Here is a 14,395-nt window from a genome sequence, read left to right as displayed (position 1 = left end):
CATTAACGTTAGCTATGACGCCCTACCATGATTGTCTGTGTCTGCAAGTCTGTTTCTGACCGAAAGATCCGTGCCTCGATCGCGGATGGCGTCGATTCATTCGACGAGCTCCAGTTCGAACTGGGCGTCGCATCCTGCTGCGGCAAGTGCGCGGACTCCGTGCGCGACCTCATGATGCAAAGCGGCGTCTGCGCGAGCCGCTGCGGCTTCGAGCATCACCCGCAAGCCATGCCGCTGACGTTTTACGAACGCAAGGCGGCCTGAAGCCTCATCCACCGCGCGGCCCATGCCGCGCCAGAAGCGCTTATTGCTCGTCTATCGCTCGCTTGTCGCTCGCTTGTCGCTCGCTTGTCGCCCCGTTTCGCCGCCTCACCCTGCTTCAAACGCTGCTTCACGCGTTATCCCACTGCCGTCAGCAAGCCAGTACCCGTACCAGCCAGCTACCCGCCTCCCCGTTAAAAGGAGCTTGAGATGGAATTGCTGATCGGTTTCGTGACTACTTTGTGCATTTCGCTGCTGATCTTCCGAACATGACGCTGTCTTGTCTGACGTGCTGTATCGACGGCGCGCCGCCACGCTAACATGCAGGCTTCGCATACCGTCTCAGCCGGCGCCGCGCCGGCCGCTTCCGTCCGAATGAATTCCCGCGCCTTGAGCGTGACTGCCGCGGTGGTCGCGATTCACGTCGCGCTGCTCGCCGTCGCGCTCACCCTGCGCAACGAACCCGTCGTACGGCCGATCGAGTCGCGCACCATGACGGCCGAGTTGCTGAGCTCCGCACCGGTCGCGGCACCCGTCGCGCTGCAGTCGATCGCGCCGCCGCCTAAACCGACGCCGCCGGTTCACACCAAACCGAAGCTTCAGCCGAAGCCCACGCCAACGCCCAAACCGGCGCCTACGCCGCTGCCGCAGGCCGCCGCGCCGTCGCCGACGCCGGTCGCAGCGCCCGATCCGGCTCCACCCGCACCCGCACCCGCAGCGCCGGCGGCACCCGCCGCTCAGGCCACGCCAGCGATCGGCCGTCAGACGATGGAGATCACCGCGCCGAAGAACGTCTCGCACCTCGACTGCAATATCGCCAAGCCGGAATACCCATCGCTGTCCAAGCGGCGCGGCGAAACCGGCACCGCGTATGTGAAGTTCGTAGTGGGCCTGACCGGCAAGCTCGAAAACATCGAACTGAAGAAGAGCAGCGGCTTTAGCCGTCTCGACGACGCCGCGCTCGCCGCCGTGCGTGCGAGCGCCTGCAAACCCTATCTCGAGAACGGCCAGCCGATTCGGGCCGCGTACACCCAGCCTTACGACTTCAATCTGAACGATTGAGGCAGATTTCAAAGAAAAAGGAATTGCAATGCAAAACTACGGATTGGCGCACGTTTGGGCGCAAGGGGATTTTGTGACGCGCGGTATCGCGCTCGCGCTGTTGATCATGTCCGTGATGTCGTGGAGCGTGATCGTCATCAAGGGCTGGAACGTGATACGACTGAAGCGTCTCACGAAGAATGCCGAGCAGGCATTCTGGCATTCGGACGATCTCGCCGACGGCGTGAAAAAGCTCGGCGCGGAATCGTCGAAGCCGCAGGACAACCCGTTCCTCGCGCTGGCGCTGTCGGGCCAGGAAGCGGCCGACCACCATCATCAGACGCAACCGCATCTGCACGACCGCATGGATGTGTCAGACTGGGTCACGCGCTGCCTGAAAGACACGATGGACGAAAGCGTGGCGCGCATGCAGAGCGGTCTCGCGATTCTCGCGTCGATCGGCAGCACGGCGCCGTTCGTCGGCCTGTTCGGCACGGTGTGGGGCATTTATCACGCGCTGCTGGCGATCGGTGCGAGCGGTCAGTCGTCGATCGATCAAGTGGCTGGTCCGGTCGGCGAAGCGCTGATCATGACCGCGTTCGGCCTGTTCGTCGCGATTCCGGCCGTGCTCGGCTACAACGCATTGACGCGCGCCAACAAGGCGATTGTCGCCAAGCTGAGCCGCTTTGCGCACGGCCTGCACGCGTTCTTCGTGACGGGCGCCCGTCTGTCGTCGTCCAGGCGCGGCGACGGTCTGCGCCTCGCCACGCGCGTCAACTGATCAGCGAGGCACTCCGATGGCAATGAGCCCCTTCGCCGGCGACGATGACGACGGCCTGATGAACGAAATCAACATGACGCCGCTCGTCGACGTCATGTTGGTTCTCCTGATCGTCTTCATGGTGACGATTCCGGTGATCCGTCACGCGGTCAAGATCGATCTGCCGCATGCGAGCAGCCAGAAAGAAGACACCAAGCCCGCGCAGATCCCGGTTTCGATCGACGCGGACGGCAATGTGTCGTGGGACCAGCAAAAGGTCGACGAAGCAACGCTGCACGCAAAGATCGCCCAGGCCGCGCAAGCGAACCCGCAGCCGGAATTGCATCTGGATGCGGACCGCAAGGTCGCGTATGAGAAAGTGGCTGAGGTGATGTCGGCGGCACAGGCCGGCGGCCTGACCAAGATCGGCTTCGTTACCCAGCCCAAGGCCAAATGAAGCCCGATAAGCGCGAGGTAAAACGCTGTTAAGCAGCGCCTGCCGAAGAACAGAAAAGCCCTTGTTTCAAGGGCTAAAAGTAAAAGGCCCTCATCGTCAGATGAAGGCCTTTTTTTGTGCGCACTCGGCGCCTTCGGGCGGCGGGTTCACTTGCCATCGGAATGATAGCCGGAGCCATCGCATGCGACAGCCGTGGTCGACACGGACAGCGCGGTCAGCCCTATCAGGCCGGCTATGATAGCGGCCATGAGTTTCCGCATAAGAGACTCCTTAGCGAAGGGATTTCAATATATGCCTGTGAGCGCGTGCATTCAAGTGACCAGCCATTGAAAGTACTCATGACAAACGGCGCTTAAATGCTAAAAGCGATGCCGTACCGCGCAAGAAGTGCTATGACGCGACGGCCAGAACCTGCTGCGCGCCGGTCTTCTTTTCCTCGCGCGCCGGGCATTCGCCCGCGATGTGTTTACCGTCGTCCGGGTCCAGCATCTCGACCAGATAGTCGACGAACGCGCGCACCGCCGGCACCATCCCCTGCCGCGACACGAATACGGCATACAACTGCGGCGTCGGCAAGGTCCAGCCGGGCATGACTGGCGACAACTGCCCTGCACGCAGCGCGGCGCCGTACATCATTTCCGGCAGCGCCGCGATACCGACGCCGGCCAGCACCGCTTCGCGTATGGTCATCAGATCGGCGGTCACCAGACGCGGCTCGTGTTCGTGAGCGTGACGCGCGCCGTCAGGCGAGATCAGGTTGAATACGTGGCGACCGTCGCCGGTCGGCACATCGAGCGTTTCGAAACGGCTCAGGTCCGCGGGCAACAGCGGCGGCGCATTCTGCTGCAACAGGCTCGGCGCACCGACCAGCATCTGCTGTGTCCGCCACAGCGGCCGCACGACGATGTTGGCGTTGTCCGGCGGATCGGAGCGCACGCGCAACGCGACATCGATCGAATCTTCGAACAGATCGACCACGCGGTTCGTCACGCGCATCACGACGCGCACTTCCGGGTAGCGATGCATGAATTCCGGCAGGATCTGCGACAGGATGGTCTGCGAAATGGTCACCGGCACGCTCACGCGCACCGTGCCGCGCGGCGACGAGCGCAACTGCTGCACCACGTTAACGGCTGCCTGCGCCTCGCTGAGCATCGCCTGACAATGCTGATAGAACAGCTGTCCGGCTTCGGTCAGCGCCAGCTTGCGGGTGGAGCGCTGCAGCAAACGCACGCCCAGCGACGCTTCCAGTTCGGTCAGCCGGCGCGAAAGCCGCGACTTCGAGATGCCCAACACGCGCTCGGCGGCGGAAAAACCGCCATGTTCGACGACCTGCGAGAAGTACATCAGGTCATTCAGATTATGTGAATCGATCTTCATCTCATCGTTCCAGTAATAGAACAATCCATTGCGTGACGGTGGCTGGCACCTCGAAAAACGGTCCCTATAATAGCTCCATGTTTCAAAAATAATGCTATTCCCCATTTTTCAAGGTGACTTTGATGAGCACGATCCGCACGATCGAACGCACGTATCCCGCCGTTCGCACGACCGAAGGTGGCGGCTTTATCGTCCACCGACCGTTTCCGACCCGCATGCTGATGGATTTCGACCCGTTCCTGCTGCTCGACGAAATGGGACCGATCGATTACGCGCCCGGCGAGGCCAAAGGCGCGCCGGACCATCCGCACCGTGGCTTCGAAACGGTCACCTATGCGCTCGAGGGCCAGTTCGGCCATAAGGATTCAGCAGGCCATTCGGGCACGCTGCGTGCCGGCGACGTGCAATGGATGACCGCGGGCGCCGGCGTCGTGCACAGCGAAATGCCGGATCCGGCGTTTGTCCGCACCGGCGGGCGTGTGCACGGCTTGCAGCTATGGGTGAATCTGCCGCGCCGCGACAAGATGATCGAGCCGCGCTACCAGGAAATGCCGTCGTCGAGCATTCCGGTAGCGACTTCCACGGACGGCAAGGTGCGCGTCAAGGTGATCGCCGGCGAGGCGCTCGGCGTCAAGGCGGCAATCGAAACGCGCACGCCGATCCTGTATCAGCATTTCTCGCTGCAACCGGGCGCGACGATTACGCAGCCGGTGCCGGCGGACTATCGTGTGTTCGCCTACGGCCTGTCGGGCAAGGGCTTCTACGGCGAAGGCGAAGCGCGCCAGGAGATCGACGCGCGGAAGATGGTCGTATTTCAGAACGACGGCGACAGCGTCACGCTCACAGCCGGCGCCGAGCCGCTCGAAGTGCTGCTGCTCGGCGGCGTACCGCTGAAGGAGCCGGTGGTGCGTTACGGCCCGTTTGTGATGAATACCGAAGATGAGATCCGCCAGGCTGTCACCGACTACCAGGCCGGACGCATGGGCTGCATCACGCATTGATCGGACGCTGCGCGCGCTTGGCCGCACGCGGCAACGCCGCGGCGCTCCTGGCATCGCGTCAAATCGCGCGCCGCTGCGCCGCACCCTGTGGCGCGGACACCGCTAAATTCGTTCACAATAGCGATTCATGCCGCGCGACGCGCCGTTTAGCCCGCTGTGTAGCCAAACGAGCGCCGGCGCGCGGCGATTTCCGTCCCTGTTCAGGAGCGCGCATGGCAGAGTCCACCGTCACCGCCCACATCGGCTCGACCAATTTCCAGGTTCTTTTCGACGACGGCAAGCACACGTGGCTCGCCGACGAACCCGAGTCGCTGGGTGGTGGTGATCGCGGGCCGGCGCCCATCGCGCTATTGCTGTCGAGCCTCGGCGCCTGCACGTCGATCACGCTGAAGATGTATGCGCAGCGCAAGAGCTGGCCGCTCGCCGGCGTGCGCGTGGGGCTATCGATGGAAACCGGCGACGCCGGCTCGACCATCGAGCGCCGGATCGTGCTGGAGGGCGAACTGTCCGACGAGCAGCGGGAACGGCTTTTGCAAATTGCCAATGCGTGTCCGGTTCACAAGATCCTGACGCATTCGATCACGATCCGCTCGGGACTCGCCGTCGCGTAACGTCGCGCGAGAGCGCGGCGAAACGCGCAAGACCCAGCTGAACAGGGCAGAACGTAATGCAACGCTTTCATAGGAAGCTGTCGTCTTGAATTTCGAACACCTTATCCAGATCAACGATCCGTTGAATCCGTTTGTCGACGCGATGACCCGCGAGCAGTTATGGGAGGGTCTCGTGCTGCGCGCCGAGCAGCCGCAACTGTTTGTGATCGGACTCGACAGTTGCACCATCCTTTCGCGTGAAGGCAACATCCTCGAGCGAGAGCTGCACTACGGCCAGGCCACCGTGCGCGACCGCGTCACGCTGCAGAAAAGCCAGAGCGTGCGCTACGACATTCTGCCGACCGCGGACCATGTCGGCGGCTCGCTGACCATGACCATCGAGCAGCCCGATGAACTGCAGCTGTTCCTGCGCTTCGAATATGCGACCACCCTGCCTGTCTCCGACGACCAGGATGCCGTGCAGACCCAGGAAATCGTCAAGTCGGCGTATCGCGAGAACGACATCGATACCGTCCGGCTAATTCGCCAGTACGTGCAAACGAAGCAGGAACCCGGTTCGTTGCATTGAATTTCCGCGTGCGGGCGCGCACTTCCCGCACGCGCCCGTCAAGAAGGGGGCGGCCACGTCGAAGGCGCGCCCTTATCCGTGTCTCCCGTCTCTCGTCGCCCTGCTCCCCATCCCATCAGCTATCGAAAGTCGAATCCGATCAATTTCTCTTTCTTGTAAATAGGAATGGTTATCATTTAGAATTAATCCATCGAATCGACCAACAGCAAAAACGAATGACCGATCTCACGCGCTCTTCCACGCTCAGTCTGCGCCGCCCGGCGGCCGCACTGACCAGCCGTCCGAAACCGTCGACGGCTACGGCCACCGCCACGAAGCCCGCCGCAAACCGTGTCAGCAGTTCAGGCGAGAGATCGGATCGTGTCGTGCGCAGCGACGCACTGCTGCAAGGACATAGCCACGTCAGCATCCTCCATAACGGCGAAACCTACCAGCTGCGCGCCACGCGTCTGGGCAAGCTGATCCTGACGAAGTAACGAACAGAGGTAACTACCGGGTATTGTGGGGACCACCTCCTCGAGAGGTGTTGGGCATTAGCCAGCCACGACGGCTTGCACGTGAGAACTAGACCCCTTCGTGCAGACACCAAGCCAGCCGTCGCAGCCAGCCAGGCCGCTTTTTTGGTTCTCATTTTGGTTCTTGTCTGGTTTGTCACCCAATGCGGATGCACGAAACGTCGTGTGTCGCAGATCAAGAAAATAAAAAGGCCGTGGGATGTTTTCATCTCCACGGCTTTTTTATGGCCCAAACGTGACGGTAATGCGCTTACTTCACGCTTGCTTCAATTACTTCGACGCCCAGCCCCAGAACATCAGCCACCATGCGCTATCGACCACGGCCAGCGCCGCGACGAACCACGCCATCGCGAGACCGCGCTGAACGAAGCGCTCGCTATAGCGGCGGGTGACCAGCCAGGCGAGCCAGGCGCTCCACAGGTTGGCGATCGCGAGAATGGCAATGCGCAGATCCGACGCCCACCAAAGTGGCACATGTTCCGCGCGCAGCAGCGACAGCGTGGTCGCCGACAGGCCGAGGAACACGCCCGCGCCGGCAATCGGAATCAGCCCTTGCGTCAAATGATGCAGACGCACGCTATTGAAACGCCCCAGCATGCGCGCTGCGCCCGTCAGCAGCACCAGCAGCGCGGTGCCGTACACCAGCGCCGTGGCGAGGATGTAGCCGATCACCATAGTGCCGTCGAGCCACGAGAACACGTCGTTCTGCTCGGGGTAGTGCGTGAACAGGAACCAGGGCACGTTGGTGTCGAGCGGCCAGGTGATGTCGTGATCGACCAGCCACGTGGCGAAGAACATCTTCAGGTCGACGAACCAGCGCGAAGCGGTCCAGTGGAACGCGCCGATCGCGATGCCGAGCAGACCGTACAGAATCAAGGCCGTGTCCCACGGGTTCGCCTTCTTGTCGCCGAGCTGCACCACTTCCGACGACGGCACACGCCACTTCAACGCAATCGCGTCGCGATGCCCGCTGCAACGGCCGCACATATGGCAGTCCGCCGCGCCCGTCATATTGCGCAACGGCACGAGCGGCGCGCAATTGATCGGAATCACGCGATGCCCATGCTCGCCGTTCTTGTACGAACGGCGCCATGCGTCTTCATCGACTTTGTAGTGAAACGGCGCGAGGCGCGCCAGAAGCGAAAAAACGCCGTTGACGGGGCACAGATATTTGCACCAGACGCGCTTCTCGCGTCCGTACAGCAAGCCGATGATCATCGCCGCGAAGGTCGAGCCGCCGAGCACCAGCAGCACCGCCTTCGGATACTGATAAACGCTCACCATCTGGCCGTAGATGGTGGTGAGGCCGAATGCAACGAAGGGCCAGCCGCCCCAGCGCATCCAGCGCGGAATCGCCCAGCCGCGGCCGTACTTGCTGGCGAACTCGGCGAGCGCGCCTTCCGGGCATAGCACGCCGCACCATACGCGGCCGAGCATCACCATCGAGAGCAGCACGAACGGCCACCAGATGCCCCAGAACACGAACTGCGCGGCAAGCGTCAGGTTATTCCACAGATGCGCGGTGTCGCCCGGCAGCGGCATCGCTGCCGGCACCAGAATCAGAAACGCGTACACCGCCACGACGACCCATTGAATGCCGCGAATCAGCCCGCCGTGACGCTGCATCCACTGACCGGCCGCAGCGAGGCGGCCTGGGCGCGTCATGACTGTACTCATGCCGCGCGCCCGGCGGCCTGCTGCGCCGGTTTGCGGTTCGCGCGACGCACCAGCAGATAGACGACCGCCCAGTACAGCGCGTAAGCGATCAGATTCATCAGCGCCGGATGCGCGCGATAGCCGGTGAGCGTGGCGACCAGCGAACCGAAGGTGTTCGAATCGTCGAGGATCGCCGACGAATTCCACATCTGGTCAACCAGCGTCGGCAGGATTTCCTTGTCGATCAGCTTGTCGACGCCGGTCTGGAACAGGCCCGCGCCGAGGAACAGCAGCATGATTTCGGTGACGCGGAAAAAGAGCCGCCACGAGAAGAACTTGCCGCCCAGCTGCAATGCGTAGAAGGTCAGGAGCGCGAGACCGAGGCCGATAAACACCGCGAGCATCTGGCCGCCGTCCACGTGCCCCGACTGGCCGAAGCCGAGGCCGTACAGGAAGATAACCGTTTCGCTGCCCTCACGCGCGATCGCCAACGCGACCAGCAATGCCACGCCCCACCAGTTCGAGTCGCGCGTGCTCTTTTGCAGCGACTGTTCCATATCGCGCTTGAGCGACCGGCCATGCTGCTTCATCCACAGCACCATCTGCACGATCAGCACGCAGGCGACCAGCACCATGGCGGTCTGGAAATAATCCTGCGCGTCGCCGGACAGCACCTCGGTAAAGCCGACCAGCGCCGCGCCGAGTGCGACCGCTGCGATCACGCCGGCCGCGACGCCGCCCCACAAGTACGGCAAACCGCGGCGCGCGTCGTCGTCGCCATTCTTCAACCAAGCGTACAGGATGCCGACGACCAGCAACGCCTCGACACTTTCCCGCCATACGATGAACAACACCTGACCCATCTAGCCCTCCGTCTACTGCTGTGGCGAACGCGCGATTCGATGTGCGCTCGCGGCCCAAGCCCTTACTTCGCGACGATCACGCCCTGCGCCTGCTGGTGGAAATCGTCGAAAAACTTGTACTCGCCCGCTTCCAGCGGCGCGATCACGACGAACGACTCCGCCCCCGGCGCCAGCACCTTTTCCTTGCGCAACTGAACGCTTTCGAACTCGGCCGCACCCTTGCCGGTATTGCGTATTTCGATCTTGATGCGCTGCCCTACGGGCACCTCGATACGTGCCGGATTCAGCTTGCCGTCATTCATTTCCAGCTTGAAGGTCAGCAAATCGGCCGCGTGCGCGGCGCCGGCCAGCGACGCCATCGTGGCGAGGATCGCGATCTTTCGGTTGATTCTCATTAGCCCTTCCGGAGAACGCGGCGCCAGGAGCCATCGCCCGGGCGCCGTCTGCTGCATTCATTCACTTACGCGATGACCACGCGGGGCTCCGCGTGGCAAACCGTGACAAACCAAACCGTGAAGATCCGCGGCGATCAGTAACCGCCCTTCTTGCCGATACCCGCGAACGTGAAGTCGTATTCGAGCGTGATCGGCTTGAACCACTGACCCACGCCGGTTTCCTTGTCGACGTGGCGGCCGAACGCCATATGGCCGGTTTGCATCGGCGCTTCGACGACCATCTTCAGGTGATACTTGCCCGGGCCTTGCAGCTTGACGTTGTCGCCGTAATGCGGACCGTCGTTCGCGACCATCGCCATCATGTCGCCCTTCTGGGTCTGATTCGAACCGGCTTTCGTCAGTTCGTAGCGCACTTGCAGGTACGGCATCCAGTCGCCTTCGGCGAAACCGGTCGGGTTGTTCTTGACTGCGTGGATATCGGCCTCGAGGTGGACATCCGAATCCGACGCCTTGCGCATCATGCCTTCGGGTTCCATCGTGATCGGCTGCAGATACACCGCGCCGATTTCCATTCCGCCTTGAATCTGATGCTTGCCGATCGGGTATTCCGCTGCCGTTGCCGACAGAGCCGCGACTGCGGCCACCGCTGCGGCGCCACCACGCACAAATGAAGAAATCTGCATTGAAACTCCTTGTTTTTATCTGACTGGAACCGAAGCAATTGGAACAGTACGTTGCGTGTGTCTTGTCAGCGGACGCCGGCGCGCTCGAACAAGCAGCAAGCGGACCCCGAACTGCATCTACGAACCGCATTTACGTAACCGCACATTTACGTAACTTACGTAACCGCATTTACGTAACGTTAATGCGAACCATTCTCAATATTGGTCGAGTTTATCATTGATCGACAGCTAGAACAAATGGGGAAGCACGCCGAGCCTTATGCCAGCAGGGGCTTAAGGCAGGCTTAAGGAAGCGCGTGTGGACGTGTTTGGCGGGATGAGCGACGTCGATCGACAGAGCGCGGCACATTGCCGCGCCCAGAGCGGATAGGAAGGTTTAGTCGATGCCTGACACGTGATCGCCGACGTTCGCACCGAACACGCGTTGACGCAGCAACGCCAGCTGATCGCGGGTCTGCGCGGCCTTTTCGAACTCGAGATTTTTCGCGTGCTCCATCATCTGCTTTTCGAGACGCTTGAGTTCCTTGGCGAGCTGCTTCTCGGACATGTCCTCGAACTTTGCGCGGGTCTGCTGCTCTTTCAGCTCGGCGCGGGTGTCGTCGACGTTGTACACGCCGTCGATGATGTCGCGGATCCGCTTGACCACCCCGCGCGGCGTAATGCCGTTCGCGAGGTTGAAGGCGATCTGCTTGGCACGCCGCCGTTCGGTTTCGTCGATGGCGCGGCGCATCGAATCGGTCACTTTATCGGCGTAGAGAATCGCCTTGCCGTTCACGTTGCGCGCCGCCCGGCCGATGGTCTGGATCAGTGAGCGCTCGGCGCGCAGGAAGCCTTCCTTGTCGGCGTCGAGGATCGCGACCAGCGAAACTTCCGGGATATCCAGCCCTTCGCGCAGCAGGTTGATCCCGACCAGCACGTCGAAGGTGCCGAGGCGCAGATCACGGATGATTTCGACCCGCTCGACCGTGTCGATGTCGCTGTGCAGATAGCGTACCTTGACGCCGTGGTCGGCCAGAAACTCGGTGAGCTGCTCGGCCATTCGCTTGGTCAGCACGGTAACCAGCACGCGATCGCCGACTTTGACGCGCTCGTTGATCTCGGCGAGCACGTCGTCGACCTGGCTGCGCGCCGGACGCACCTCGATTTCCGGATCGACGAGGCCAGTCGGACGCACCAGTTGCTCGGCCACCTGCCCCGCCGTCTTCTGCTCGTAATCGGCGGGTGTGGCCGACACGAACACCACCTGGCGCATCTTGCGCTCGAACTCGTTGAACTTGAGCGGCCGGTTATCGAGCGCCGACGGCAGGCGGAAACCGTAGTCCACCAGATTCTCTTTACGCGCGCGGTCGCCGTTGTACATGCCGTTCAACTGACCGATCAGCACGTGCGATTCATCGAGCAGCATCAACGCGTCCGACGGCAGGTAATCGACCAGCGTGGGCGGCGGCTCGCCCGGCGCGGCGCCCGAGAAGTGCCGCGAGTAGTTCTCGATGCCCTTGCAGAAACCCAGCTCCTGGAGCATTTCCAGATCGAAGCGGGTGCGCTGCTCGAGCCGCTGCGCTTCGACCAGTTTGCCTTCGCTATAGAAGAATTCGAGCCGCTCGCGCAGTTCGTTCTTGATGGTTTCGACCGCGCGGACCACGGTGTCGCGCGGCGTCACATAGTGCGACGACGGATACACGGTGAAACGCGGAATCTTCTGGCGCACGCGGCCGGTGAGCGGATCGAACAGTTGCAGCGTCTCGACTTCGTCGTCGAACAGTTCGACGCGCACCGCCATTTCCGCGTGTTCCGCCGGGAAAATGTCGATCGTGTCGCCGCGCACACGGAACGAACCGCGCTGGAAGTCGGCTTCGTTGCGGTTGTACTGCATCGCGATCAGCCGCGCGATGATGTCGCGCTGGCCGAGCTTGTCGCCGGTACGCAGCGTCAGAATCATCTGGTGGTATTCGGACGGATTGCCGATACCGTAGATCGCGGAAACCGTCGCGACGATCACCACGTCGCGCCGCTCCATCAGGCTCTTGGTAGCCGACAGCCGCATCTGCTCGATGTGCTCGTTGATCGACGAATCCTTCTCGATGAACAGGTCGCGCTGCGGCACGTACGCTTCCGGCTGATAGTAGTCGTAGTACGAGACGAAGTATTCGACCGCATTGCGCGGGAAGAACTCTCGGAACTCCGAGTAAAGCTGGGCGGCAAGCGTCTTGTTCGGCGCGAACACGATCGCCGGGCGGCCGAGCCGCGCGATGGTGTTGGCCATCGTGAAGGTTTTGCCGGAACCGGTCACGCCGAGCAGCGTCTGGAACGACAGGCCGTCCTCGATGCCCTCGACGAGCGTGTCGATCGCCGTCGGCTGATCGCCGGCCGGCGGATACGGCTGGTAGAGCTGGAACGGCGAGTCTTCGAACGTAACGAATTTGGATTCGTCGAGCGTATCGTCGACTTCAGTCAGATGGTGTTCGGACATGTGGGCGGCACCGGGCCTTGGGCAAAGGACTATTCTAGCGGTTTGCGCGAGCGCGGGCCGAGCGGGTCTGCGTAAGGTCTGCGGGGTTCGCCGGGCTGTTCCGAGGCCCCCGGCCTAAGTGGCCGGCGCGGCGCTCATCAGGCGCTGTGGCGCCTTTTGCCGGACTGCTGCCCGGCCGTTGCCCGACCATTGCCGGGCCGATTCGGCGTAGGCCCGTCACAGCCACCTGGCGCCGGAGTGCCTGATTTTCAAGCAAATAATTCGGTTTTTACGGCCTTTCTGGCCCGAAAAGTGCCCGCGGATTCGCTACAATGCCAAGTTGCGCTCGCTCGCCGCTGCCCGCCGCCCGTCTGCAATTTTCTGCCAGACACTTCAAGCCGGGTCGCCCGCGCTCGAAGCCACCCCTCTTTTTACTACTGCTGCCCACCCATCATGTCTCTGTTCTCCGCCGTCGAACTTGCTCCCCGCGACCCGATTCTGGGCCTGAACGAAGCTTTCAACGCCGATGCGCGCGCCACCAAGGTCAACCTTGGCGTTGGCGTGTACTTCAATGAAGAAGGCAAGATTCCGCTGCTGCGCGCCGTGCGCGACGCGGAAAAGGCTCGCGTCGAAGCCGCGTTGCCGCGCGGCTATCTGCCGATCGAAGGCATTGCCGCCTACGACGCCGCCGTGCAGAAGCTGCTGCTCGGCAACGACTCGCCGCTGATCGCCGCGGGCCGCGTCGTGACGGCACAGGCACTGGGTGGCACGGGCGCGCTGAAAATCGGCGCCGACTTCCTGAAGCGTCTGAACCCGAACGCCAAGGTCGCGATCAGCGATCCGAGCTGGGAAAACCACCGTGCGCTGTTCGAAAGCGCCGGCTTCGAAGTCGTGTCGTACCCATACTACGACGCGCACACCCACGGCGTGAACTTCGAAGGCATGCTGAGCGCGTTGAACAGCTATGCCGCGGGCACGGTCGTCGTGCTGCACGCGTGCTGCCACAACCCGACCGGCGTCGATCTGAGCATCGAGCAATGGAAGCAGGTGGTCGAAGTCGTCAAGGCGCGAAACCTCGTGCCGTTCCTCGACATCGCCTATCAAGGTTTCGGCGATGACATCGAATCGGACGCCGCAGCAGTGCGTCTGTTCGCTGCCAAGGAACTGAACGCGTTCGTGTCGTCGTCGTTCTCGAAGTCGTTCTCGCTGTACGGCGAGCGCGTCGGCGCACTGTCGATCATTACGGCAGGCAAGGAAGAAGCCGCCCGCGTGCTGTCGCAACTGAAGCGCGTGATCCGCACGAACTACTCGAACCCGCCGACGCACGGCGGCTCAGTGGTCGCAGCGGTACTCGCCTCGCCCGAACTGCGCGCCACGTGGGAAACGGAACTCGCCGAAATGCGCGACCGTATCCGCGCAATGCGCAACGGTCTGGTCGAGCGCCTGAAGGCAAGCGGCGTGAATCGCGACTTCAGCTTCGTGAACGCGCAACGCGGCATGTTCTCGTACTCGGGTCTGACGGCGCCGCAAGTGGACCGCCTGCGCGAAGAGTTCGGCATCTATGCTGTGAGCACGGGCCGCATCTGCGTCGCTGCGCTGAATACGCGCAACCTCGACGTGGTGGCTAACGCGATCGCTCACGTGCTGAAGTAAAGCTTTCCAAAGCGCACGCGCTGATTGCGTGCGCTTTGCTGAAACTGATTGTAGAAATGGCGCCCTTCCTGAACTGCACCCCAAGAGTTGGACACTCGTCCA

At 62.2% G+C, this 14,395-nt stretch carries 15 protein-coding genes; 9 read left to right on the top strand and 6 right to left on the bottom strand.

Annotation, left to right across the window (positions count from 1 at the left end):
• Positions 1-27: 27 nt before the first annotated feature.
• The 4 genes from AC3WLT_RS31365 to AC3WLT_RS31350 all read left to right on the top strand — a co-directional run bounded on the left by AC3WLT_RS31365 (position 28) and on the right by AC3WLT_RS31350 (position 2,519).
• The gene (locus tag AC3WLT_RS31365) at positions 28-264 is read left to right on the top strand and encodes a (2Fe-2S)-binding protein (protein ID WP_492595528.1); all 237 of its coding nucleotides are present in this window, start codon (positions 28-30) and stop codon (positions 262-264) included.
• A gap of 318 nt (positions 265-582) precedes the next feature.
• Positions 583-1,323 carry an energy transducer TonB gene (locus AC3WLT_RS31360; RefSeq protein ID WP_492595527.1) on the top strand — a complete coding sequence of 247 codons (741 nt, stop codon included), beginning with the start codon at positions 583-585 and terminating at the stop codon, positions 1,321-1,323.
• A gap of 28 nt (positions 1,324-1,351) precedes the next feature.
• Positions 1,352-2,083 (top strand): MotA/TolQ/ExbB proton channel family protein, encoded by a 732-nt coding sequence (locus tag AC3WLT_RS31355; protein WP_492595526.1) that lies wholly within the window; start codon positions 1,352-1,354, stop codon positions 2,081-2,083.
• Positions 2,084-2,099: 16 nt separating this feature from the next.
• Entirely contained in the window at positions 2,100-2,519 is a 420-nt protein-coding gene (locus AC3WLT_RS31350) for an ExbD/TolR family protein (RefSeq protein ID WP_492595525.1), read from the top strand.
• 390 nt (positions 2,520-2,909) lie between these two features.
• Here AC3WLT_RS31350 and AC3WLT_RS31345 read toward each other — a convergent pair whose 3' ends face one another.
• Entirely contained in the window at positions 2,910-3,899 is a 990-nt protein-coding gene (locus tag AC3WLT_RS31345) for a LysR family transcriptional regulator (protein WP_492595524.1), read from the bottom strand.
• A 122-nt stretch (positions 3,900-4,021) separates the two neighbouring features.
• Between AC3WLT_RS31345 and AC3WLT_RS31340 the strand changes: the two genes are divergently transcribed.
• From AC3WLT_RS31340 to hemP, 4 genes are all read left to right on the top strand, one after another.
• A complete protein-coding gene (locus AC3WLT_RS31340) occupies positions 4,022-4,900 on the top strand; it encodes a pirin family protein (protein WP_492595523.1) in 879 nt (292 codons plus the stop codon).
• Positions 4,901-5,112: 212 nt separating this feature from the next.
• A complete protein-coding gene (locus AC3WLT_RS31335) occupies positions 5,113-5,511 on the top strand; it encodes an OsmC family protein (protein WP_492595522.1) in 399 nt (132 codons plus the stop codon).
• 85 nt (positions 5,512-5,596) lie between these two features.
• Positions 5,597-6,079: an SRPBCC family protein gene (locus tag AC3WLT_RS31330; RefSeq protein WP_492595521.1), complete on the top strand. Its 483-nt coding sequence runs from the start codon at positions 5,597-5,599 to the stop codon at positions 6,077-6,079.
• A gap of 215 nt (positions 6,080-6,294) precedes the next feature.
• The gene (gene hemP / locus AC3WLT_RS31325) at positions 6,295-6,555 is read left to right on the top strand and encodes a hemin uptake protein HemP (protein WP_492595520.1); all 261 of its coding nucleotides are present in this window, start codon (positions 6,295-6,297) and stop codon (positions 6,553-6,555) included.
• 309 nt (positions 6,556-6,864) lie between these two features.
• On the opposite strand, the gene AC3WLT_RS31320 is transcribed toward hemP, so the two are convergent.
• The 5 genes from AC3WLT_RS31320 to uvrB all read right to left on the bottom strand — a co-directional run bounded on the left by AC3WLT_RS31320 (position 6,865) and on the right by uvrB (position 12,661).
• Positions 6,865-8,271, bottom strand: a complete 1,407-nt coding sequence (locus tag AC3WLT_RS31320; RefSeq protein WP_492595519.1) for a 4Fe-4S binding protein — start codon at positions 8,269-8,271, stop codon at positions 6,865-6,867.
• The gene (locus AC3WLT_RS31315; protein WP_492595518.1) at positions 8,268-9,113 is read right to left on the bottom strand and encodes an FTR1 family iron permease; all 846 of its coding nucleotides are present in this window, start codon (positions 9,111-9,113) and stop codon (positions 8,268-8,270) included. Before AC3WLT_RS31315 ends, AC3WLT_RS31320 begins: the two co-directional genes overlap by 4 nt.
• Before the next feature lie 62 nt (positions 9,114-9,175).
• Positions 9,176-9,508, bottom strand: coding sequence for a cupredoxin domain-containing protein (locus tag AC3WLT_RS31310; RefSeq protein ID WP_492595517.1), 333 nt, complete (start codon positions 9,506-9,508; stop codon positions 9,176-9,178).
• 134 nt (positions 9,509-9,642) lie between these two features.
• The gene (locus AC3WLT_RS31305; protein WP_492595516.1) at positions 9,643-10,191 is read right to left on the bottom strand and encodes an iron transporter; all 549 of its coding nucleotides are present in this window, start codon (positions 10,189-10,191) and stop codon (positions 9,643-9,645) included.
• Between the two features lie 376 nt (positions 10,192-10,567).
• Positions 10,568-12,661, bottom strand: coding sequence for an excinuclease ABC subunit UvrB (gene uvrB, locus AC3WLT_RS31300; protein ID WP_492595515.1), 2,094 nt, complete (start codon positions 12,659-12,661; stop codon positions 10,568-10,570).
• Between the two features lie 432 nt (positions 12,662-13,093).
• On the opposite strand from uvrB, the gene AC3WLT_RS31295 reads away from it, so the two are divergent.
• Positions 13,094-14,293, top strand: a complete 1,200-nt coding sequence (locus tag AC3WLT_RS31295) for an amino acid aminotransferase (protein ID WP_492595514.1) — start codon at positions 13,094-13,096, stop codon at positions 14,291-14,293.
• Positions 14,294-14,395: the final 102 nt, after the last annotated feature.

Source organism: Paraburkholderia sp. FW306-2-2C-D06C (genome assembly GCF_058781505.1).
The sequence above is the reverse complement of the archived record's forward strand: the minus strand, read 5'-3'. Positions and strand labels throughout refer to the sequence as shown.